Below are 22416 nucleotides of genomic sequence, written 5' to 3'. Positions count from 1 at the left end.
GGAGGGAGATGTTCCGGATCAAGGTGTGCGGGGTGACCTCCCCCGAAGACGCGGCTCTGGCCGTAGAAGCCGGCGTGGACGCGGTGGGGATCAATTTCTTCACGGAATCGGCGCGGTACGTGGACCCGCAGGTCGCGGCGCCGATCGTGGAAGCGATAGGGAAGAGCGCTACCGTCGTGGGCGTGTTCGTCAACGAGAGCCCGGAGAGGATCGTCGGGATATGCGGCGATCTGGGGATCCGGGTGGTGCAGCTGTCGGGACGGGAGCCCGCGGATAGCGCCGCCCGGATGCCGTTTCCGGTGATCAAGGCCGTGCACGGGGAGGGCGGGGTTTCCCTCGAAGCGTTTCGGGATTACCCGTGCAGCGCTTTTCTTCTCGATGCGGCCGTCCCCGGAAGATACGGGGGGACAGGAAGGCCCCTCGACTGGAAGGTTCTCGGCCGCACGGTAGGAGGCCCTCTTGTGCGGTTCGGGGCAGCCGGCTCGACCGGTTCGGGCAGGCCATGGCTTCTTGCCGGGGGCCTGACGCCGGAGAACGTGGCGGAGGCGATCCGGACGGCGCGCCCCTTCGGGGTGGACGTGGCATCCGGCGTCGAGACATCGCCCGGCAGGAAGGACGCGGGAAAAATGAAGTCGTTCGTCGACAACGCGAAGGAGGGATTCGGGATTGCGGGCATCAGCGGGTAGACGGCGGCCCGACCGGGCGGGGCATTTCGGCCCGTTCGGGGGGAGATACGTGGCGGAAACGCTCATGACCGCTCTCATCGACCTGGAGAGGGAGTACCGGATCGCGGTCGGGGACAGGGAATTCCGCGCGGAACTTACCGGCCTCCTCCGGGAGTACGCCGGCCGGCCCACCCCCCTCTCTTTCGCGCGCCGCCTCACGGAAAAAGGAAAAGGGGCGAAAATCTACCTCAAGCGCGAGGATCTTGCCCACACGGGCTCCCACAAGATCAACAACACGCTCGGGCAGGGCCTTCTGGCAAGAAAGATGGGAAAGCTCCGGATCATCGCCGAGACGGGGGCGGGCCAGCACGGAGTCGCCGCCGCGACGGTGTGCGCGAAGATGGGGATTTCCTGCGTGGTCTACATGGGCTCGGAGGACATCCGTCGCCAGGAAACGAACGTCATTCGGATGCGCCTGCTCGGAGCGGAGGTCAAACCGGTCCTCTCCGGAAGCAGGACCTTGAAAGACGCCATGAACGAGGCATTGCGGGACTGGGTCACGAACGTGCGGTCCACCCACTACCTCATCGGGTCCACGGCGGGACCCCACCCCTATCCGATGATGGTCCGCGACTTCCAGTCCGTGATCGGGAAGGAGTGCATCCGGCAGTTCCGGAAGATCGAGGGGGGGCTGCCCACGGCGGTGGTGGCCTGCGTGGGCGGCGGCAGCAACGCCCTGGGGATCTTTACCTCCTTTCTCGGGCGCTCGGGGGTCCGGCTTTTCGGCGTGGAGGCCGGAGGGCTCGGACTGGCGACGGGCAGGCACGGGGCAACCCTTTGCCGCGGTCGCGTGGGCGTCCTGCACGGAAGCAAGTCGTTCGTCCTTCAGGACGAAGACGGACAGATCAGCGAGGCGCACTCCGTCTCGGCGGGGCTCGACTACCCGGGCGTTGGGCCCGAGCACGCGTTCCTCAAAGCCTCGGGGCGGGCCACCTACGTCGCCGTCACGGACCAGGAGGCGCTCGAGGGTTTCTCCCTTCTCACGCATTGCGAAGGGATCATGCCGGCGCTCGAGTCGGCCCACGCGGTCGCCTACGGGTTCCGCCTCGCAAGCAGGATGCGCAAGAGCGAGTCGGTCGTCATCAACCTCTCCGGCAGGGGAGACAAGGACATCGCCATCGTCGCGGAGAGGAAAGGGCTTGACCGCGTCACGCATTGAGGGGTTGTTCGACCGCCTGGGGAAGTCCGGGGAGAAAGGGCTGGTGGTCTATCTCACCGCCGGTGACCCGAATCGGCGCGACTCCCTCTCCTACCTGTGCGGGGCGGCCGAGGGGGGAGCGGACATCCTCGAAGTGGGCATCCCGTTCTCCGACCCGATGGCGGACGGGCCGACGATCCAGGCGGCCTTTCGCCGATCCCTGGCGGGCGGTATGACCACCGGGCGCGCCCTGTCCCTCGTGTCGGCCTTCCGGAAGAAATATGACACGCCGGTGGTGATCTTCGGATACTACAACCCGTTCCTTCAGTACGGGATCCGGAAGTTCTGCGGGGACGCCCGCTCCGCGGGCGCGGACGGGATCCTTGTGGTGGACCTCCCTTTGGAGGAATCCGGGGAGATGGCGCCGGAGGCGAAGCGATCGGGACTCGACTGGATCCCCCTGATTTCCCCGACCAGCGGCCGGGACCGGGTCCGCAGGGCGGACGCGGCGGGGTCCGGCTTCCTGTACCTGATCTCGGTGACCGGGATCACGGGGGTCAGGAAATCGCTTCCCCCCCGGTTGCTGGGATGGACGCGGGAGGTAAAGAGGCAGAGCCGTCTTCCGGTCGCGGTCGGTTTCGGGATTTCCCGTCCCGCCATGGCGGCCGCCGCCACTACCCACGCCGACGCCGCGGTCGTCGGGAGCGCCTGCGTCAGGGTGGTGGAGCGTTACGGGACGTCGCGGCGGGGGCCTACGGCCCTCCGGCGGTTCGTTCAATCCCTCAAAAAGTCGATGAGGTGAGACAACGATGGCGATACGACTGTTCCGGAGGAAAGAGGAAGGGGAGAAACGGATCAAGACCCCCGAGGGGATGTGGATCAAGTGCGGAGCCTGCCTCGAGATCATCTACAAGCCCGAGGTCGAGCGGAACCTGAACGTCTGCCCGAAATGCAACTACCACTTCCGGATCCCCGCGCTGGAAAGAATCCGCACCGTCGTCGACGAGGGGACCTTCCAGGAGTTCGGGGATGATCTCGAGTCCGTCGACATGCTCGTGTTCACGGACACGAAAAAGTACACCGACCGCCTCAAGGAGGCGAAGAAGAAAACGGGCCGCAAGGAGGCGGTGATCACAGGGATCGCGAGGATCAACGGAATCGGGGTCGTCCTCGGCGTCCTCGACTTCGAGTTCCTCGGCGGCTCGATGGGGTGCGTGGTGGGGGAGAAGATCGCCATCGCCTGCGAGCAAGCCCTGGAACTCCGGTGCCCCCTGATCATTTTCAGCGCGTCCGGGGGGGCGAGGATGCAGGAGGGGACGCTGTCGCTGATGCAGATGGCGAAGACCAGCGCGGCCCTGGCAAGGCTGTCCGAGGCGAAACTGCCCTATATCAGCGTGATGACCGATCCCACCACGGGAGGCGTGGCGGCGAGCTTCTCGATGCTGGGCGACATCATCATATCGGAGCCCGGCGCTCTCATCGGGTTCGCCGGTCCCCGCGTCATCGAGCAGACGATCAAGCAGAAGCTTCCGGAGGGGTTCCAACGCGCCGAGTTTCTTCTGGAACACGGGATGGTGGACATGATCGTCGAGCGGACGAAACTCAAGCCGTCGCTGACGCAGATTCTCCGGTTCCTGGAGCCCCCCTCCGGGAAATGAGGAACACCGGGGGGCCCCGGGGCCCGGAACGGATCCGCCCGGGTCTCGAACGCATTCGCGCGGCATTCGGGATGACCGGGCACCCCGAACGCGCCTTCCGGACGGTTCACATCGCGGGGACGAACGGAAAGGGATCGACCGCCTGCTTCACGGAGGCGATCCTTCGGCGGATGCTGCCGGAACCCGTCGGCCTCTATACCTCCCCTCATCTTCTTTCGCCGGAGGAGAGGATCCGCGTGGGAGGGGAGAGGATCCCCTCCGACGAGTTCGCGCGGTGCGGGGCGAGAGTCTCCGCGTTGTCCCGGAAGGTCGCGGCGAAGACGGGAGAACCTCTTTCCTACTTCGAAATGATGACATGGATCGCGTGCGACTGGTTCCGTCGCGGGGAAGTCGCCATGGCCGTCATGGAGACCGGCCTCGGAGGGCGATGGGATGCGACGAACCTGTGCCTCCCCGAGGTGTCCGTCATCACGAACATCGGAAGGGACCATGCGGAATGGCTGGGAAGATCCCTTGCCGGGATCGCCTCCGAGAAGGCGGGGATCCTGCGGGAAAACATCCCCGCGATCCTGGGGAAACTCGCGCCGGCCGCACGGAGGGTCGTGATGGCCGTGGCACGGGAGAAGGGGAGCCGCGTCTGGGAGATCGGCCGCGACTTTCGATGGGAGGTTACGCCGGAGGGGAGCATGACCGTTCACCTTCCCGGAATCTCCCTGCCCCGGATCAGGATCCGGATGCAGGGGGAGTTCCAGCGCCACAACGCCGTGTTGGCCTGCGCGGCATCCTGGGTCGTCGCGGCATCCCGGGGGGGGGCGGGGAAAGGCTTTGCGCGCGCCGTGCGCGGGGCGCTGTCGGGGGCGAGATGGCCCGGCCGGTACACGCCCTTGCCCGGCAGAAAAAACGCCCGTGCATGGGTCGACGGGGCCCACAACCCGGACGCTGCGCGCGTCCTGGCCGCGGAACTGGCGAAGCGAAAGAATTCCCGGGATGCGAACAGGATCGTGGCACTCTGGAGTATGCTCGCCGACAAGGACATCGCCGGGTTCCTGAGGGAGATCGCGCCTGTCGTGGACGGGGTCGTCGCCTACCCCATGGAGACCGAACGGGCGGCTCCGCTGCCCGTCCTGTCCTCCGCACTCGGGAAAGCGGGGATCCGCCACCGGGATGCGAAAGACTTTCCCGACGGGTGGGAAATCGCGCGGCGGTGGGCGGGGAAGGACGGTATGGTCATCGTGTGCGGTTCCCTGATGGCGGCGGCGGATGCCTACCGGTTCCGCGGCGGAGGATTCGCGTGATTTTCGGGAGGGAAAGAAAGGCCGTGTTCCTTGCGTGCGCAATGATCGCGGCCGCTTTCTTCGGAGGGGTGCGGACCTCCGTGGCCGAATTCCCCGGGAACCTTTCCGAAATCGCACCGAAACTTGCCGGAGGGCTCCCCCTGGGATCTCCCGTGACCCTAACCGCGGACACGGTATCCTACGACGAGGAGAACGGAGTCGCACTTGCCGAAGGAAACGTGGAAGTCGGGTTCGGGCCCCGGACGGTACGGGCGGACCGGATCCGCTACGATGCGAGATCGGGAGAGGCGGAGTTCGCCGGTCACGTTCGATACGAACAGGAAGGGGACGAGTTTTCGTTCGACCGGATCGTGCTGAACATCCGGAACGAGCTCGGTGTGCTGTACAACGGAAGGATACGGATCAGCTCGAGCAACTACCAGATCGCGAGCGAGCGGTTCGAGAAAACCGGGAAGCGGTCCTTTTTCATCCGGAAGGGGGAGCTTACGACCTGTCCGTGCGAGCCCGAGCCGGACTGGAAATTCGGAATCGGAAAAACGGAGGTGACGATCGACGGCTATGCCGTTGCCAAGGACGTCACGTTCAACATCCGGGGCGTCCCCGTCCTCTGGGTTCCGTGGGCGGCATTTCCCGTCAAGCTCAAAAGGCAAAGCGGATTGTTGCTTCCCTCCTTTTTTCATAGTTCCTCGCGGGGGTATTCGTTCCAGGTTCCCTATTACTGGGCCATCAACCGGTGGAGCGACGCCACCTTCACCCTGGACGCCATGACGCGGAGGGGGTTCCGGCCGGAGGCGGAGTACCGCTTCGTGCTCAACAACGCCTCGGAAGGGACCGTCAACGCGACCCTGTTCCGCGACCATGTCACGGCCGATACCCGATACCGGTTCTTCGGGGAAAACCGGTTCCGGTACTCGGAGCACTGGTCGATGAACGCCCGTTGGGACATCCCCTCGGACGATTCCTACTACGTCGACCTGGTGGACGATGACATCCTGCGGACGTCCCGGCACGTCCCGTCGCGCGGATTCACCGCCTGGAAGGGATCGAACGATTCGCAGTCCCTTTCCGTGGACTGGGTGGAAGATCTCCAGGGGACTCCCGATGACAACACCGTGCAAAGGCTTCCCGAATACACGGCCACGATTCTCCCCCGTTCCCTGGGAAACACGGGGATCACCGCCGGTGGGGAAGCGCAGGCCACCTATTTCTACCGCCGGGGCGGAGACCGGGAGGCCAGGGGGAGGGGATCGGCGACTCTTTCCCGGGTCTTCACGCTTTCCCCGTCGGTCTTCTTCACGCCCTTTGTTTCGCTGGATTTCCTCGGTTCGGTTCCCACGTCGGACCGGACGGACACGCGCAGCGGGGGACGGGGCGTTCCCAACGCGGGAGCCTCCCTGGAACTGGACTTCCAGAAGGAATTCCGGGGAGGGCGGGAAAGCCGCATCGTCCATTTGGTCAGTCCGGTGGCGGGCTTCCGTTTCGTGCCCGAGGTCAGCCAGAGCGACATTTCCTTAACGGACATGTGGTCCCGGGTCGGTCGGCAACGGCAGTTCCTTTTCTCGCTGTACCAGCGTCTGCTTCGCGTCGACGAGGGCGCCCCTTCGGAAATCGCGGTCCTCGAACTTTCCTGGGCCCTCGAGACGGGGGACCGCAAGGAGACCGGTTCCCCGTACGTCGATCCCCTTTCCCCGTACGTGCGGGTCCTGCAGGACGAGATCGACCTGGCCGCCGGCCGGACGGGACGGAGGAACTCCCGGTCTTCGGACCTCTTCGCGCGGTTTCACGTCGTCCCCGCTTTGCACTGGAGAATTTCGGGGGAGGCCCTCTTCGATACCGGGAATGGCGGGTTCACCACCGCCTCGATGGGAGGGGAGTGGAGAAAAGACGACCGGAACCGTGCTCTTCTGGAGTACCGAACCACCCGGGAGCTGTCGGAGGATGTTCACGCCCTGCTCAACTTTCGTCTGTTCCGGTTTCTCGGGCTGGAGACGTCGGCGAGCTATTCCTTGCAAAATCAGGAGCTGACCGATGGATCGGCGAAGCTTACGTTTTTCCCGCGCAGCGAATGCTGGAGCGTGGGGTTCGTGGTGAACCGGAAGACCCGGCCCGACGAGACCAGTTTCCGCATTACCTTCGGGCTGACCGGAATCGGGACGGTCGGGATGTAGGGGCGGACTCGGGGGCGGGACGCGAATGGCAAGTCACAGACCGGCCGCACGGAAGAAAAGGATGTTGATCACCGGGGCCAACGGGTTGCTCGGCCGGGACATCGTTCGATCGTTTTCCGGGGAATACGAGATCCTGGCAACCGACCGGGAGGAGTGCGACGTTGCCCGCGCGGAGGAGTGCATGCGCGTGATCGGCGGATTTGCCCCGCACGTGGTCGTTCACTGCGCCGCCTACACGGCCGTGGACCGGGCGGAAGCGGAGGAGGAGGCCGCCTTCGCTCTCAACGCGGGGGGGACCCGGAACGTGGCGCTGGCCTGTCGGGCGCACGGGGCGTTGCTCGTCACGTTCGGGACGGACTACGTGTTCGACGGTACGTCGGACCGACCCTACGAGGAAAGCGACCCTCCGGGACCGCTGTCGGCATACGGCAGGAGCAAACTCGCCGCCGAGGAGGCGTTGCGGGAGGTCGCCCCGGGTTCTCTTCTCCTGCGCACCCAGTGGCTGTTCGGGGCCCACGGAGGGAATTTTCTCCTCTCCATCCTCGAGCGGGCAGGGAGAGGGGAGGAACTGGCGGTCGTGTCCGACCAGAAGGGGTCCCCGACCTACACCCGGGATCTTTCCGACGCCGTGAAGCGTCTTCTGGATGCCGGGGCGCGGGGGACATTCCATTTTTCCAACGAGGGGGAAACCACGTTTTTCGATTATGCGTCGTTCCTTCTCGCGCATGCCGGGAAACGGGAGGCACGCCTGTCGCCCCTATCCACGTCGGACCTTTCCCGGGAGACGTACCCCGCGCCGCGACCTCTCTATGCCGTGCTCAGCAAGAAAAAATACCGGGAGGCAACCGGGGTCGCCCCGAGGCGCTGGGAGGATGCCGTACTCGATTTCCTCCGGACCGAACGGCAAAAGGAGGAGGGCTCATGAAAATCCTGTTGACGGGGGGCGCCGGTTTCATCGGATCGAACATCGCGGACGCCTATGCAGAAGCCGGGCACGAGCTATTCGTCATCGACAACCTTTCGTCGGGCAAGAAGGAAAACGTTCCCGCGGCCGCCCGGTTCGTCCTTTGCGACATCGGATCGGACACGGCGGTGGAGGCGATCCGGACCTTCCGCCCCGAAGTCGTCAACCACCACGCGGCCCAGATCAACGTGCGGGCTTCCGTCGCGGATCCGATGGTCGACGCGGAGGTGAATATTCTCGGGACGATCCGGCTTTTGGAGGCATGCCGGGAGAACGGCGTGCGGAAGTTCCTCTTCGCGTCGTCGGGGGGTGCCGGGTACGGCGAGCAGGACGTCTACCCCGCCGACGAGACCCATCCGACGAGGCCCGTGAGTCCTTACGGGGCGGCAAAAATCGCCGTCGAGCTCTACCTGCATTTTTACCGGACCCAGTACGGTCTCGACTACACCGCGCTTCGCTACGCGAACGTGTACGGGCCGAGGCAGGACCCGCACGGGGAGGCGGGCGTCGTCGCGATTTTCTGCGAGAGGTTGCTGCGCGGCCAGACGGCGATCGTGAACGGGGACGGGGAGCAAACCCGGGATTACGTGTACGTGAGAGAAGTCGTCCGGGCGAACCTTGCCGCGCTCCATCGGGGGGGAGGACGTTCCCTCAACATCGGAACCGGGATCGAGACGAGTGTGAACACGATATTCCGATTGATCCGCGACCTCGCAGGGAGCTCCCAGGAGGAGATCCACGGGCCCGCCATGCCGGGGGAGCAGCAGCGGTCCTGCCTGGAAAACCGTCTGGCGTTGGAGGAGCTCGAGTGGTATCCTGAAACCTCATTGGAGGAAGGACTCGCCCGGACGCTTTCTTTCTTCCGAGAAAAGATACGAACTTCCGGCACATGGTAGGCATGCGCGCAGAACAGATCCGCAACTTTTCCATCATCGCCCATATCGACCACGGGAAATCCACCCTCGCAGACCGGTTGATGGAGATCACGGGAACGCTCACGGGCCGGGAGAAGGTGGACCAGTTCCTCGACAAGATGGAGATCGAGCGGGAGAGAGGGATCACCATCAAGGCCCAGACCGTCCGAATGAACCACCGCGGGAAGGACGGCAGGGAGTACGTGTTCAACCTGATCGACACTCCGGGGCATGTCGACTTCTCCTACGAGGTGTCCCGCAGTCTCTGCGCCTGCGAGGGAGCGATCCTGGTCGTCGACGCGTCCCAGGGGGTAGAGGCCCAGACGCTCGCGAACGTGTACATGGCGCTCGCCCAGAATCTGGAAATCATTCCGGTTCTGAACAAGATCGATTTGCCCAACGCAGAGCCCGACCGGGTCCGGCAGGAGATCGAGGACGTGATCGGGCTCGACACCAAGGGGATGATCGCGGTCAGCGCCAAGAAGGGGACCGGCGTCGAGGAAATCCTCGAGGCCGTGGTGCGGCTCGTTCCGCCCCCCTCCGGGGACGAGAACGCGCCCACGAAGGCGCTGATCGTCGATTCCTGGTTCGACAACTACCAGGGGGTGGTCATTCTGGCCAGGATATTCGACGGCAGGCTTGCGGTCGGCCAGAAGATCTCCCTGATGTCCACGGGAAGGACCTTCGAAATCCAGAAGGTCGGGGTCTTCTCCCCGCACCCCAAAGAAGTGGAATCCCTGGGCCCCGGCGAGGTCGGGTTCGTCATCGCCAACATCAAGGACCTCAACGAAACGAAAGTCGGGGACACGATCACCGACGCGAAGCGTCCCGCGGCGGTCCCTCTGCCCGGCTTCCAGGTGATCCGGCCGATGGTTTTCGCGGGGCTCTATCCCGTCGTCTCCGACAATTTCGGGCAGCTGCGCACCGCGATCGAAAAACTGCGGCTGAACGACTCCTCGTTCACCGCCGAGCCGGAAACGTCCGTGGCCCTCGGGTTCGGATTCCGATGCGGCTTCCTGGGCCTCCTCCACATGGAAATCGTGCAGGAGCGGCTGGAGCGTGAGTACGGGGTGGAACTCATCACGACCGCCCCGACCGTCGGGTACCGGGCCATCTGCCGGGACGGGAGCGTGACGGAAGTCGACAGCCCGGCACGGCTTCCCGACCCGCTCGCGCTCGACCACATCGAGGAACCGATCATCCTCGCAACCATCCACCTGCCGTCGGAGCACCTGGGCGCGATCATCAAGCTGTGCGAGGAGCGGCGGGGGCTGCAGCGGCAGATGAAATTTCTCTCCTCGAACCGGGTCATCCTCGAGTACGAGCTGCCTCTGAACGAGATCGTCCTCGACTTCTACGACAAGCTGAAAACCGCTTCGCGCGGATACGCCTCCATGGATTACGACCTGCACGAGTTCCGCCGCTCGGACCTCGTGAAGCTGGACATCCTGATCAACGGGGAGAAGGTGGACGCCCTTTCGCTCATCGTCCACCGCGACCAGGCGTATTTCAAGGGTCGGGACGTGGCCGAACGCTTACGAAAACTCATCCCCCGGCAGCTGTTCGAGGTCGTGATCCAGGCCGCCATCGGCTCGAAAGTGATCGCCCGGGAAACGGTGAGGGCGATCAGTAAAAACGTCATTGCGAAATGCTACGGGGGCGACATCACGCGGAAAAGAAAGCTGCTGGAGAAGCAGAAAGAGGGCAAAAAGAGGATGAAGCAGGTCGGTACCGTGGAGATTCCCCAGGAGGCCTTTCTCTCCATCCTGAAGGTCAAGGAATGACCGGGAAGGCGGCAAACCACGCCGGCCGTGCGGGAGAAGAGATGCGCCGAAAAGGGAAGATTCGCGAGTACGTCGAGGCATTTGCCGTTGCGCTGCTGATCGCCCTGCTGGTGCGGACTTTCGTCATCCAGGCGTTCAAGATCCCTTCGGGATCGATGGAGAACACCCTGCTGGTCGGCGATCATATCTTCGTCAACAAATTCCTCTACGGGTATCACATCCCCTACACGAGGGGCAGGGTGCTCTCGTACACGACCCCCCGGCACGGCGACATCATCGTCTTCGTGTTCCCGGAAGATCCCAGCAAGGATTTCATCAAGCGCGTCATCGGCGTCCCGGGCGACACGATGGAGATCCGGGACAAGGTGGTGTACCGGAACGGCAAGCCGCTGCGCGAGGACTACACCCGGTTTGCCGACGGGAACTCGGTCGAGGGGTTCGGGCGGAACCGGGACAACATGCCGCGGGTGGAAATCCCGCCGGGGAAATATTTCGCCATGGGAGACAACCGGGATCGGTCCTACGACTCCCGGTTCTGGGGATTCGTCGACGAGGACGCGATCGTCGGGAAAGCCCTGTTCATCTATTTTTCCATCGATTGGAGCGCCAACGTGGGATGGTACGAGGTCTGGCGCTATCCGGAACTCGTGCGGTGGAACCGCCTCGGGGGAGTATTGCGATAGGGAAGCGTCTCGTAAAACCCATGGGCAATCGAGTCCGTCTGCGCGCACAGGGCGCAGCGGGGGGTTCCTCGCAGCGGGGGGACACTCCTGGAGGTTGTCGGTAGTACGGTTGGAGGAGTGTCCCGCCGAAGGGGAGAAATCGCGTCGAGCGGAACCGGCAGCGAGCGGGCGCAAGGTCGCGAGCGTAGCGAGAGGAAGCCCCCCGCGAGCCCGTGCGCGGAATGGCTGCCTGTCACCTGCGATCCCGGCGGAGGATCGGTGCGTCAAGTCATTTACGAGACGCTGCACTAGGCAATGCCCCGTTTCTGTTGACGACGCGCACCGGGGGAGGTATAATCGTTCCCAACCTTTTAAGCTAATCCGGTGAGGTTAGCAAAGGATGGAAATCATTGGCATCATCGTTCGACACCACCTCCCCATGGGCCCGGGGGGGTTTTTTTTTGCCCGCTTTCAATAGCCCCACAGACAAAAGAGGTCAAGAAAGATGAAGAAGAGCGGAAGGAAGTTGATCATGGACGCCAAGGCCGTGGATCGGGTAATCTCCCGCATCACCCACGAGATTCTCGAGAAAAACAAGGGGGCGGAAGACATCGCGCTCGTCGGGATCTGCTCCGGGGGGGTCCCCCTTTCCCGGATCATCCAGAAAAAAATCCAGTCGATCGAGGGAGTGGAGGTGCCGGCCGGATACGTGGACATCACTCTGTATCGTGACGACCTGTCGCGGGCGGGATATCAGCCCCGGCTGAAAAGGACGGAGATCCCCTTTTCGATCGATGACAAGAAGGTTGTCCTCGTCGACGATGTCCTGTTCACGGGAAGGACGATCCGCGCGGCGATGGACGCGCTGATCGACTTCGGGCGCCCGATGAACATCCAGCTCGCCGTCCTGATCGACCGGGGACATCGCGAACTGCCCATCCGGGCAGACTACGTCGGCCGGAACGTTCCCACCGCGCGAAACGAGACCATCGAAGCCGTCGTCGAGGGAAAACCGGGGGAGTGGAAGGTGATGCTGAAGGAGAGCACCCCCGGGAAGGGAGAATGAATCGTATGGACTGGAGGCGGAAGCACGTACTCGGGCTGGCGGACTTCAGCACGGAGGAGATCGAGTTCGTCGTCGACACCGCCCGGTCGATGGAAGAGGTGCTGACGCGGGACATCAAGAAAGTGCCTGCCCTCCGGGGGAAGACGGTCGTGAACCTGTTCTTCGAGGCGAGCACCCGCACGCGAACCTCCTTCGAGATCGCCGGGAAGCGCCTTTCGGCGGACGTGGTGAACTTCAGTTCCACGTCCTCGAGCGTCGCGAAGGGGGAGACCCTCCTGGACACGGCGAGGAACATCGACGCGATGAAACCGAATATCATCGTCATGCGTCATCCGGCGTCCGGGGCGGCCCACTTTCTGTCGCGTCACGTTTCGTGTTCCGTCATCAACGCCGGGGACGGATCGAACGAACATCCGACGCAGGGGCTTCTGGATCTGTTCTCCATTCTTAAAGTTAAAGGAAAGATAAAAGGCCTTAAGGTTTCAATAATAGGAGATATTCTTCACAGCAGAGTCGTCCGTTCCAACCTCCATTCCCTGGGCAGGATGGGAGCGGATCTTTGGCTCTGCGGCCCTTCCACCCTCCTCCCGAGGGAAATGGCGCGGGGAGGGGCCAACGTGACGAACGACATCCGGGAGGCGGTCCGGGACGCCGATGTCGTAATGATGCTCAGGATCCAACTCGAGAGGCAAAAAACCGCGTATTTCCCGTCTATTCGGGAGTATTCCCGCACGTACGGTCTGAACAGCGGAATTTTTTCCCTGGCGAAAAAGGACGCCGTGATCATGCACCCGGGGCCGATCAATCGAGGAGTGGAACTGTCCGACGAACTGGCCGACAGCGCGCAGTCGATCATATTGAACCAGGTAGAGACCGGTGTCGCCATCCGCATGGCGCTCCTCTATCTTCTCGCGGGAGGACACAATGCTGCTCATTGAGGGAGGGCGCGTGATCGATCCCGAAACGGGAAAAGACGAGACAGGGAGTATCGTCATCGCGGAAGGAAAAATCATGGATATCCTCCCCGGCGCGGGCTCTCCGGGGAAATTCGACGGGAGGGTGATCGACGCGGGGGGAAAATGGGTGCTTCCGGGTCTGATCGACATGCACGTCCACCTCCGCGATCCCGGGTACGAGTGGAAAGAGGACATCCGCTCGGGAACGGCCGCAGCAGCAGCCGGAGGATTCTCCTCCGTGGTTTGCATGGCGAACACCAGCCCGGTGAACGACCACCCCGAGGTGACCCGCTACATCCGGGAGAAGGCGGCATCGCAAGGGACGGCGAACGTCTTCCCCGTGGCCGCCGTCACCCGGGGGATGGAAGGGAAGGAGATGACCGACTTCGTGGAACTTTTCGAAGCGGGGGCGGTCGCGTTCTCGGACGACGGGAAACCGATCCGGAATCCGCTGCTCCTGAGGCGGGCGCTCGAATACGCCAGGGCGTTCGATTTCCTGATCCTGGAACACGCGGAGGAGTGCGAACTTTCCGAAGGCGGAGCCGCGAACGAAGGGTGGACTGCCTTCCGGCTCGGGATCCCGGGGATCCCCCACGCCGCCGAGGAGGTCGCCATCGCCCGGGACATTCTCCTCGCACGGCAAACCGGCGGACGCATCCACATCCAGCACATCAGCACGAAGATGGGGGTCGATCTCCTCCGGATGGCGAAACGGGCGGGGCTTCGGGTCACGGGGGAAACCGCGCCGCACTATTTCACCCTCACCGACGCCGCGATCGAGGGGTACAACACGAACGCGAAGATGAACCCCCCACTTCGGGGGGAAGAGGACCGGATGGCGGTCCTCGAGGGGATCGTGGACGGGACGATCGATGTCATCGCGAGCGATCATGCCCCGCACGACGTGTTAACGAAGCGGTGCGAGTTCGTCGGGGCGTCCAACGGGATCATCGGGCTCGAGACCGCTCTTCCGCTGTCGATGGCGCTCCTCGCGGGCGGGAAGGTCTCCCCGGCACGCCTCGCCGACCTTTTCAGCGCGGCGCCCGCCCGGATCCTCGGGTTGAAGGGGAAAGGGTCCCTCCGCCGGGGCGCCGACGCCGACGTCACGATCGTGGACCCGGACGCGGAGTGGGAGTTCCGGGAGTCGGACGTCCGGTCCAAATCGCAAAACAGCCCCTTCTTCGGGTGGAAGATGAAGGGGCGGGCGGTCGCCGTCCTCTGCCGCGGGCGGATCACGCATTCCCTCCTCCGGGGGGTTCCCCCCGATGTCTGAGCGGAAAGCGCTCCTCGCACTTGCCGACGGGACCGTGTACCGCGGGACCGCGTTCGGGCACATCGGGGAGAGCGGCGGGGAAGTCGTCTTCAACACGGGGATGACGGGGTACCAGGAGGTGCTCACCGACCCCTCCTACAAGGGACAGATGGTGACGATGACCTATCCCGAGATCGGGAACACCGGGATCAATCCGGAGGACGTCGAATCCTCCCGCCCCTGGGTGGAAGGGTTCATCGTGCGGGAGGTGTGGCGACTTCCCTCGAACTGGCGCCACGTGGAGTCTCTTGACGGGTACCTCCGCCGATACCACATCTGCGGGATCACGGGCGTCGACACCCGGGCCCTGACAAGACGTCTTCGCGACGGCGGGTCGCAGATGGGGGTCATCTCCTCCGTCGACTACGAGGAAAACCGTCTCGTGAAAAAAGCCAGGGATCTCCCCCCGATCGTCGGGCGCGACCTCGTCCGGGAGGTCACGTCGACCCGGGAAACCCGGTGGGAGAGCGGAGACTGGGACATCGCAAAAGGATACCTCCCCGCCTCCGAGTACCGGAACCGGTTCGATCAATTCCCGAGGGTCGTAGCGATCGACTACGGGATCAAGCAGAACATCCTGCGGATGCTCGTGTCCCACGGCATGGAGGTGACGGTGGTCCCCTCGGAGACCACCGCATCCGCGATCCTGGCGAAGCGGCCCGACGGCGTCTTTCTCTCCAACGGCCCCGGCGATCCCGAAGGCGTCCCGTACGCCATCCGGACCGTAAGCGAACTGCTGGGGAAGGTGCCGGTCTTCGGGATCTGCCTCGGGCATCAGATCATGGGTCTCGCCCTCGGGGGGAAGACGTTCAAGCTTTCGTTCGGGCACCATGGATGCAACCAGCCGGTGATGGATCTTTTCACCGGCAAGGTAGAGATCACGAGCCAGAATCACAATTTCTCGGTGGACGAGACGTCCCTGGGGGACCGGGCCCGGGTCACTCACGTCAACCTCAACGACAGGACGGTGGAGGGTTTGAGCGTCCCCTCGCTGCGCTGCTTCTCAGTCCAGTATCACCCGGAAGCCTCTCCGGGCCCCCACGACTCCCGCTACCTGTTCACCCGCTTCTACCGGCTTCTCGCCGGAGAAGAGGAACCGTAGATGGACGTCGCGAGTCTGCGGAAGCGGCATGCGAGGGCGGTGCGCACCCTGGAGCGCTGCCGCCTGTGCCCGCGCGGGTGCGGAGTGAACCGCCGGAACGGGGAGACGGGGTTCTGCGGGGCCGGAATCTCCCTTCGCGTCGCCGCCGTGTCGGTGCACCACGGGGAGGAGCCCCCGATCTCGGGAGCCCGCGGTTCGGGGACGGTGTTTTTCAGCCACTGCAACATGAAATGCATCTTCTGCCAGAATTATCCGATCAGCCAGCTGGGCGTCGGGGAGAGGATGTCGACGGAAGAACTGGGAGAGCGGCTGCTGGGGCTGGAGCGGAAAGGGACTCACAACGTCAACTTCGTCACCCCGACGCCTCACGTCCCCCAGCTCATCGGCGCGGTGGCAGCCGCCCGGGAAAAGGGATTCACCCTCCCCGTGGTGTACAACAGCAACGGGTATGATTCCCCCGGGGCCCTCGCCCTGCTCGAGGGGGTGGTCGACATCTATCTCCCGGACGTGAAATACGTGTCGCCCCGGCTGGCGGAGGACGTTTCCGCCACGCCGGACTATCCCGCCCACAACGCGGCGGCGGTCTCGGAGATGTTCCGGCAGGTGGGGCCGCTTTCCCCGGGAGAGGATGGAATCGCGCGGAAGGGGGTTCTCCTCCGCCACCTCGTGATCCCGGGGAAGGGGGACGAGACCGAAAAGGTGCTCGCGCGCCTGCGGGAGACCTACGGGCCGCAAGTCCCCTTGTCCCTCATGGGCCAGTATTTCCCCGCGTACCAGGCCGCATCGGTTCCCGGGCTGGACCGCAGGCTCACCCCCGACGAGTACGAGCGCGCCGTGGAGACCGCCAGGCGGCTTGGGCTCGACAACGTATTCCTCCAGGAGATCTAGTGCCGAAACGGACCGACATCCGGAAAATCCTCCTGGTCGGCTCGGGCCCCATCATCATCGGGCAGGCGTGCGAGTTCGACTACTCCGGGACCCAGGCATGCAAGGCGCTCCAGGAGGAGGGGTTCACCGTCGTTCTCGTCAACAGCAACCCCGCGACCATCATGACCGACACCGACTTCGCCGACCGGACCTACATCGAGCCGATCACCCCGGAGATGGTGGAGAAGATCATCGCCCGGGAGCGGCCCGACGCCCTTCTCCCCACCATTGGAGGCCAGACCGGCCTCAATATCGCCGTCTCGCTGCACGAGATGGGCGTGCTCGAGAAATACGGCGTGGAGCTCATCGGGGCCAATTTCGAGGCCATCCAGAAGGCCGAAGACCGGGACCTCTTCCGGAAGGCGATGGAGAAGCTGGGTCTCGTCGTCCCGCTCTCCGGGTACGTCCGTTCCCTCGACGAGGCGCTCGGAGTCATCCCGGCGATCGGATATCCCGCCATCATCCGGCCCTCCTTCACCCTCGGGGGGACGGGCGCAGGGATAGCCTACAACCGGGAAGAGTACGAGGACGCCGTGCGCTGGGCCCTGGACGCCTCCCCGAAACGGACCGTCCTCATCGAGCAGTCGGTCATCGGATGGAAGGAGTTCGAGCTCGAGGTGATGCGGGACCTGAACGACAACGTGGTGATCATCTGCTCGATCGAGAACCTCGACCCGATGGGGATCCACACCGGCGATTCGATCACGGTCGCGCCCGCGCAGACGCTCACCGACAAGGAGTATCAGCGGATGCGGAACGCCGCCATCGGCATCATCCGGGAAATCGGCGTGGACACGGGGGGGAGCAACATCCAGTTCGCCGTCCACCCCGACACGGGGGAGATGGTGGTCATCGAGATGAACCCCCGCGTCTCCCGGTCCTCCGCGCTGGCCTCGAAGGCGACCGGCTTCCCCATCGCGAAAATCGCCGCGAAGCTCGCGGTCGGCTACACGCTCGACGAGATCCCCAACGACATCACCCGGGAGACCCCCGCCTCCTTCGAGCCCACCATCGACTATGTGGTGACCAAAATCCCCCGGTTCACCTTCGAGAAGTTCCCCCAGACGGAGGATCTCCTCGGCACGCAGATGAAGTCGGTGGGGGAGGTGATGGCGATCGGCCGGACCTTCAAGGAATCCCTCCAGAAGGCCATCCGTTCCCTCGAGATCGGCGTGTACGGCTTTGATCCGGTGCTTCCGAGGCCGGAGTCGGGGTCCCCGGAAACCCGGAGGAAGGCGGTCGAGGAAAAGCTTCGACGGCCCAATTCCCGGCGGCTGCTCTTCATCGGGGAGGCGATCCGGGAGGGGATCCGGATCGAGGAGATCAACCGGCTGACCGGGATCGACATCTGGTTTCTCGAGAATATCCGCCAGATCATCGAGGAGGAGACGGTGCTGCTCGCCCGGGGAGAGCGGTTCCGGGAGCTTGCGGGAGCCGCAAACGTTCCCGGTGAGGAGACGGAAACGCTTCGGCGGGCAAAGTCGATGGGGTTTTCCGACCGGAGGCTCGCCCGCCTGTTCGGAATGAGCGAGGATTCGGTCCGGGTGCTCCGCCTGCGGGCGGGTGTACGGCCCGGCTTCCGGAGAGTGGATACGTGCGGGGCGGAGTTCGAGGCGTACACCCCCTATTTCTATTCCTCCTACGACGAGGAGAACGAATCGATCCCCTCCTCCCGAAAGAAGGTGATCATCCTCGGGGGCGGCCCCAACCGGATCGGGCAGGGGATCGAGTTCGACTACTGCTGCGTGCACGGCGTCTTCGCCCTGCGGGAGGAGGGGTACGAGGCGATCATGGTCAACTGCAACCCCGAGACCGTGTCGACCGACTACGACACCTCGGACAGGCTCTACTTCGAGCCGCTCACCAAAGAGGACGTCCTTGCCATCATCGACGAGGAGAAGCCCATCGGCGTCATCGTGCAGTTCGGCGGCCAGACGCCGTTGAATCTCGCCGTCCCCCTCGAACGGGAAGGGGTGCCGATCCTGGGGACCTCGCCGGACAGCATCGACCGGGCCGAGGACCGGGAGCGGTTCAAGGAGCTCCTCGATCGTTTGGGACTCAAGCAGCCCCCGAACGGGATCGCGCGATCCGCCGACGAGGCGGTGACGATCGCGGGGCGGATCGGGTACCCCGTTCTCCTGCGGCCCTCGTATGTCCTGGGGGGAAGGGCCATGGAGATCGTGCATGACGAGGGAGGCCTTCGGCAGTACCTCACGGACGCCGTCCAGGCGTCGGAGGAAAAACCGGTGCTCATCGACAAGTTTCTCGAGGACGCCATTGAGATCGACGTCGATGCGATCGCCGACGGGGAAACCGTCGTCATCGGGGGGGTCATGGAGCATATCGAGGAAGCGGGGATCCACTCGGGCGATTCCGCCTGTTCCCTTCCGCCGCACTCGATTTCCGACGGGATCACGCAGGAGATCATGCGCCAGACGAAGGCCCTTGCAAAGGAGCTCGGGGTGGTGGGGCTGATGAACGTGCAGTTCGCCGTCAAGAAGGGGGAGATCTTCCTCCTGGAGGTCAATCCCCGCGCCTCCCGCACCATCCCCTTCGTGAGCAAGGCGATCGGGGTCCCCCTGGCGAAACTGGCGGCCAAGGTCATGGTGGGCCGGAAGCTCGCCGACCTCGGCCTGACGGAAACCATCGTCCCGGATCACATCAGCGTCAAGGAGGCAGTGTTCCCCTTCATCAAGTTCCCCGGCGTGGATACGATTCTCGGCCCCGAGATGAAATCCACGGGGGAAGTGATGGGGATCGACTCCAATTTCGGGCGGGCCTTCGCCAAGTCGCAGATCGCGGCGGGGATGATGCTGCCTAAAGCGGGCAAGGTGTTCGTAAGCATCCGGGACGCCGACAAGGAGGGGATGCTCCCCCCCGTGCGGATGCTGCACGAGTGCGGTTTCCGGATCGCGGCCACCGGGGGCACCTCGGATTTCCTCAACCGACACGACATCCCGTCGGAACCCGTCCTGAAGATCAACGAGGGGCGGCCGCACGTCGCCGACCTGATCAAGAACGGGGAGATCGCGCTCGTAATCAACACGCCGCTCGGGGCGCAGTCGAAAGCCGATTCGTACTACATCCGCCGGACCGCGCTCGTCTACAACATCCCGTACGTCACGACGCTCGCCGCGGCGAAGGCGGTGGCCCACGCGATCGTTCACCTGATCGGGGAAGATCTCTCCGTCAAGAGTCTGCAGGAATACCACGGTGCGCGGGGACGGCAGGCCCGGCAAGGCGCGCAAGGTGGCGGTTCCGGGCGGTAGGGTGGCCGAGACCCCCTCCATCCAGTATGTCAAGGGAGTGGGGCCAAGGCTCGCCGAGAGGCTCGCCGCCCGCGGGATCCGGACCCCGCAGGACGCTCTCTTCTTCTTTCCGAAAGGGTACGAAGACCGCAGGAGGATCGTCCCCCTTCGATCGCTTACGCCCGGAATGACCGTGCCGGTGAAAGGGCAGATTCTCGGGGTGCGCGGTGGCGGACGGGGGTGGGGAGGAAGGCGCTTTCTCGAAGTGGTCCTCTCCGACGGCACCGGGCGTCTTTCGGCCAAGTGGTTCCATTTCCACCCGTCGCTTGCGGACCGGTTCCGGGTCGGGGAAACCGTCGCTCTTTGCGGGACGGTCCGTCTATTCCAGTTCCGGACGGAAATGCATCACCCCGAGATCCTGGGAGTGGGAGACGAGGACGACCCCGGGAACATGGGGCGGATCGTGCCGGTCTATCCCGACGTCGAGGGGATTCCGCAGCGAACGCTCCGGAAGATCCTGTGGGAGGTCGTCCGCAAGTATGCCGCGACGGAAACGGAATTCTTTCCGCCTTGGATGCTCGAGAGCGCGGGAGTTCCCCCGATTCACGAGTCGCTGGCGACCCTTCATTTCCCCGTGGCCGTGGCGGACGCGGAATCGCTTCTTGCCTTTTCCGCCCCTCCCCAGCAGAGGCTCATCTTCGGGGAGCTGTTCTACGTCCAGTGGGTGCTGGCCAGGCGCCGTTCCGGGGTGTTGAAAGAGGCCGCGGAGCCCCTGCCATGGGACCGGGAGATCGTGGAGGAGATCAAGCGGCGGCTTCCTTTCCGGCTGACCGAAGCGCAGCGCCGGGTCCTGAACGAGATCCTCAAGGACATGTCCCGGCCCATCCCGATGCACCGCCTGCTGCAGGGGGACGTGGGAAGCGGAAAGACGATCGTCGCCTGGGTGGCGTCCATGGTCGCCTGGCGCAAAGGGGCGCAAACGGCGCTCATGGCCCCCACCGAGATCCTCGCGGAGCAGCATTTCCACCGGTTTTCCGCCCTGTGCCGCGGCCTCCCGGCGAAGATCCTCCTTCTTACCTCCTCGCTTTCGGCGAAAGAGAGGGAGAGGGCGCGGAAGGAAATACGGGGCGGCGAGGCGGACGTGGTGATCGGGACGCATGCCATCATCCAGGAAGGGGTCGAGTTCCGGAAGATGGCGTTGGGGATCATCGACGAACAGCACCGGTTCGGCGTCCTCCAGCGGGCGGCCCTCCGGGGGAAGGGGAAGCTGTCCCCCCATCTCCTCGTGATGACCGCGACCCCCATCCCCCGGACGCTGGCGATGACCCTCTACGGGGATCTGGACGTCTCCGTCATCGACGAGATGCCTCCCGGCAGGACCCCGGTGGAGACCCGTGTCGTGGCGGAAGGCCGGAGGAAGGAGGCCTGGGAGAGGGTCCGCAAGGACCTGCAGTCGGGAGGGCGGGCGTACATCGTCCTTCCCCTCGTGGAGGAGTCGGAAAAACTGACGCTGCGGGACGCCCAGAGGACGTACGAACGCCTCCGGCAGGTCTTTCCCGGAGAGGGGGTCGGCCTGCTGCACGGGCGGATGAAGGCCGACGAGAAGGAATCCGTGATGCGCCGCTTTCAGAAAGGGGAGATACGCCTCCTCGTTTCCACGACGGTCGTCGAGGTGGGCGTCGACGTCCCCGAGGCCACGGTGATGATGGTGGAGCATGCCGAGCGGTTCGGGCTCTCGCAGTTGCACCAGCTCCGCGGGCGCGTGGGAAGGGGGAGCCGCCCTTCCGCCTGTTTCCTGATGGCGGGAGGGGAGCAGGGAGAAGAGGCGGCCGCGCGCCTCTCCGTCATGGAACAGACGAACGACGGGTTCCGGATCGCCGAGGAGGACCTGAAGATCCGCGGGCCCGGGGACTTCGCCGGCGTGCGCCAGTCGGGGATCCCCGACCTCGTCTTTTCCGACATCGTCCGGGACGCCCGGATGCTCGCCAAGTCCCGCGAGATCGCCGACCTCCTGCTGGAGCGGGACCCGGACCTCTCGCGCCCCGAGCACGCGGGCCTGAAACGGTGGATGGAAAGCAAGTCCGCCATGACCGCCGCCCTGGAATAAGCTCGCTCCGCCGCCTGCACGCCCTGCGGAGGGCGCCGCGGACGTGCGCCCGGTTGCGATGGCAACGGTAACCGGGGCCCCGGGGCGATGCGGGGGGTCGACGAGGCGGCCTGTGGAGCGAGGCAGAACTTGCGTCGAGCGGAACGGCAGCGAGCGGGCGAAGGTCGCGAGCGTAGCCGAGGGGACCCCTCCGCGAGCCAGGGGCCCCGGGATTTTATATCCTCGCAAGCGGGCGCCGGCCCCCAGAAATCCATTCCCTCAGATCCCGGCATTCGAGGGCCGCTGCATCCGCTCCGCCTTCGTTGCCCTCCCTCACCGTACCGCAGCGGGTACGCCTCGGTCGGGCGTCTCGCCGGCAGCGGTGCATCGACCCTCTCGATGCACGGCCTC

Annotated in this window: 17 protein-coding genes; all 17 read left to right on the top strand. The window is 64.6% G+C overall.

What is annotated here, in order from left to right; translation table 11 throughout:
• Window positions 1-8 precede the first annotated feature (8 nt).
• The 17 genes from VJ307_05295 to recG all read left to right on the top strand — a co-directional run bounded on the left by VJ307_05295 (window position 9) and on the right by recG (window position 22026).
• Window positions 9-686: a phosphoribosylanthranilate isomerase gene (locus VJ307_05295; protein ID HJX73555.1), complete on the top strand. Its 678-nt coding sequence runs from the start codon at window positions 9-11 to the stop codon at window positions 684-686.
• Window positions 667-1884, top strand: a complete 1218-nt coding sequence (gene trpB, locus VJ307_05290; protein ID HJX73554.1) for a tryptophan synthase subunit beta — start codon at window positions 667-669, stop codon at window positions 1882-1884. The genes VJ307_05295 and trpB overlap by 20 nt, the downstream gene beginning before the upstream one ends.
• Window positions 1865-2665 (top strand): tryptophan synthase subunit alpha, encoded by an 801-nt coding sequence (gene trpA / locus VJ307_05285; GenBank protein HJX73553.1) that lies wholly within the window; start codon window positions 1865-1867, stop codon window positions 2663-2665. The genes trpB and trpA overlap by 20 nt, the downstream gene beginning before the upstream one ends.
• A gap of 7 nt (window positions 2666-2672) precedes the next feature.
• On the top strand, window positions 2673-3521 hold the full coding sequence (accD, locus tag VJ307_05280) for an acetyl-CoA carboxylase, carboxyltransferase subunit beta (GenBank protein HJX73552.1): 849 nt from the start codon (window positions 2673-2675) through the stop codon (window positions 3519-3521).
• Window positions 3518-4816 carry a folylpolyglutamate synthase/dihydrofolate synthase family protein gene (locus VJ307_05275; protein ID HJX73551.1) on the top strand — a complete coding sequence of 433 codons (1299 nt, stop codon included), beginning with the start codon at window positions 3518-3520 and terminating at the stop codon, window positions 4814-4816. Before accD ends, VJ307_05275 begins: the two co-directional genes overlap by 4 nt.
• On the top strand, window positions 4813-6984 hold the full coding sequence (gene lptD, locus VJ307_05270) for an LPS assembly protein LptD (GenBank protein ID HJX73550.1): 2172 nt from the start codon (window positions 4813-4815) through the stop codon (window positions 6982-6984). Before VJ307_05275 ends, lptD begins: the two co-directional genes overlap by 4 nt.
• 61 nt (window positions 6985-7045) lie before the next feature.
• A complete protein-coding gene (rfbD, locus tag VJ307_05265; protein ID HJX73549.1) occupies window positions 7046-7909 on the top strand; it encodes a dTDP-4-dehydrorhamnose reductase in 864 nt (287 codons plus the stop codon).
• Entirely contained in the window at window positions 7906-8844 is a 939-nt protein-coding gene (locus tag VJ307_05260; GenBank protein ID HJX73548.1) for an NAD-dependent epimerase/dehydratase family protein, read from the top strand. The genes rfbD and VJ307_05260 overlap by 4 nt, the downstream gene beginning before the upstream one ends.
• 2 nt (window positions 8845-8846) lie before the next feature.
• Window positions 8847-10646 carry a translation elongation factor 4 gene (gene lepA / locus VJ307_05255; GenBank protein HJX73547.1) on the top strand — a complete coding sequence of 600 codons (1800 nt, stop codon included), beginning with the start codon at window positions 8847-8849 and terminating at the stop codon, window positions 10644-10646.
• Between the two features lie 41 nt (window positions 10647-10687).
• Window positions 10688-11329 (top strand): signal peptidase I, encoded by a 642-nt coding sequence (lepB, locus tag VJ307_05250; protein HJX73546.1) that lies wholly within the window; start codon window positions 10688-10690, stop codon window positions 11327-11329.
• Between the two features lie 484 nt (window positions 11330-11813).
• Complete coding sequence (gene pyrR, locus VJ307_05245; GenBank protein HJX73545.1) at window positions 11814-12374, top strand: bifunctional pyr operon transcriptional regulator/uracil phosphoribosyltransferase PyrR; 561 nt, start codon at window positions 11814-11816, stop codon at window positions 12372-12374.
• A gap of 5 nt (window positions 12375-12379) precedes the next feature.
• Window positions 12380-13312 carry an aspartate carbamoyltransferase catalytic subunit gene (locus tag VJ307_05240; GenBank protein HJX73544.1) on the top strand — a complete coding sequence of 311 codons (933 nt, stop codon included), beginning with the start codon at window positions 12380-12382 and terminating at the stop codon, window positions 13310-13312.
• The gene (locus VJ307_05235) at window positions 13299-14603 is read left to right on the top strand and encodes a dihydroorotase (protein ID HJX73543.1); all 1305 of its coding nucleotides are present in this window, start codon (window positions 13299-13301) and stop codon (window positions 14601-14603) included. Before VJ307_05240 ends, VJ307_05235 begins: the two co-directional genes overlap by 14 nt.
• Window positions 14596-15744 (top strand): glutamine-hydrolyzing carbamoyl-phosphate synthase small subunit, encoded by a 1149-nt coding sequence (gene carA / locus VJ307_05230; GenBank protein ID HJX73542.1) that lies wholly within the window; start codon window positions 14596-14598, stop codon window positions 15742-15744. Before VJ307_05235 ends, carA begins: the two co-directional genes overlap by 8 nt.
• On the top strand, window positions 15745-16632 hold the full coding sequence (locus VJ307_05225; GenBank protein ID HJX73541.1) for a radical SAM protein: 888 nt from the start codon (window positions 15745-15747) through the stop codon (window positions 16630-16632).
• Entirely contained in the window at window positions 16632-19940 is a 3309-nt protein-coding gene (gene carB, locus VJ307_05220) for a carbamoyl-phosphate synthase large subunit (protein HJX73540.1), read from the top strand. Before VJ307_05225 ends, carB begins: the two co-directional genes overlap by 1 nt.
• On the top strand, window positions 19885-22026 hold the full coding sequence (gene recG, locus VJ307_05215) for an ATP-dependent DNA helicase RecG (GenBank protein ID HJX73539.1): 2142 nt from the start codon (window positions 19885-19887) through the stop codon (window positions 22024-22026). Before carB ends, recG begins: the two co-directional genes overlap by 56 nt.
• The last annotated feature ends 390 nt before the right edge of the window (window positions 22027-22416 follow it).

The sequence above is a fragment of the Candidatus Deferrimicrobiaceae bacterium genome (genome assembly GCA_035256765.1).
GTDB lineage: Bacteria > Desulfobacterota > Deferrimicrobia > Deferrimicrobiales > Deferrimicrobiaceae > CSP1-8.
This window is presented reverse-complemented; position numbering and strand designations above follow the sequence as displayed.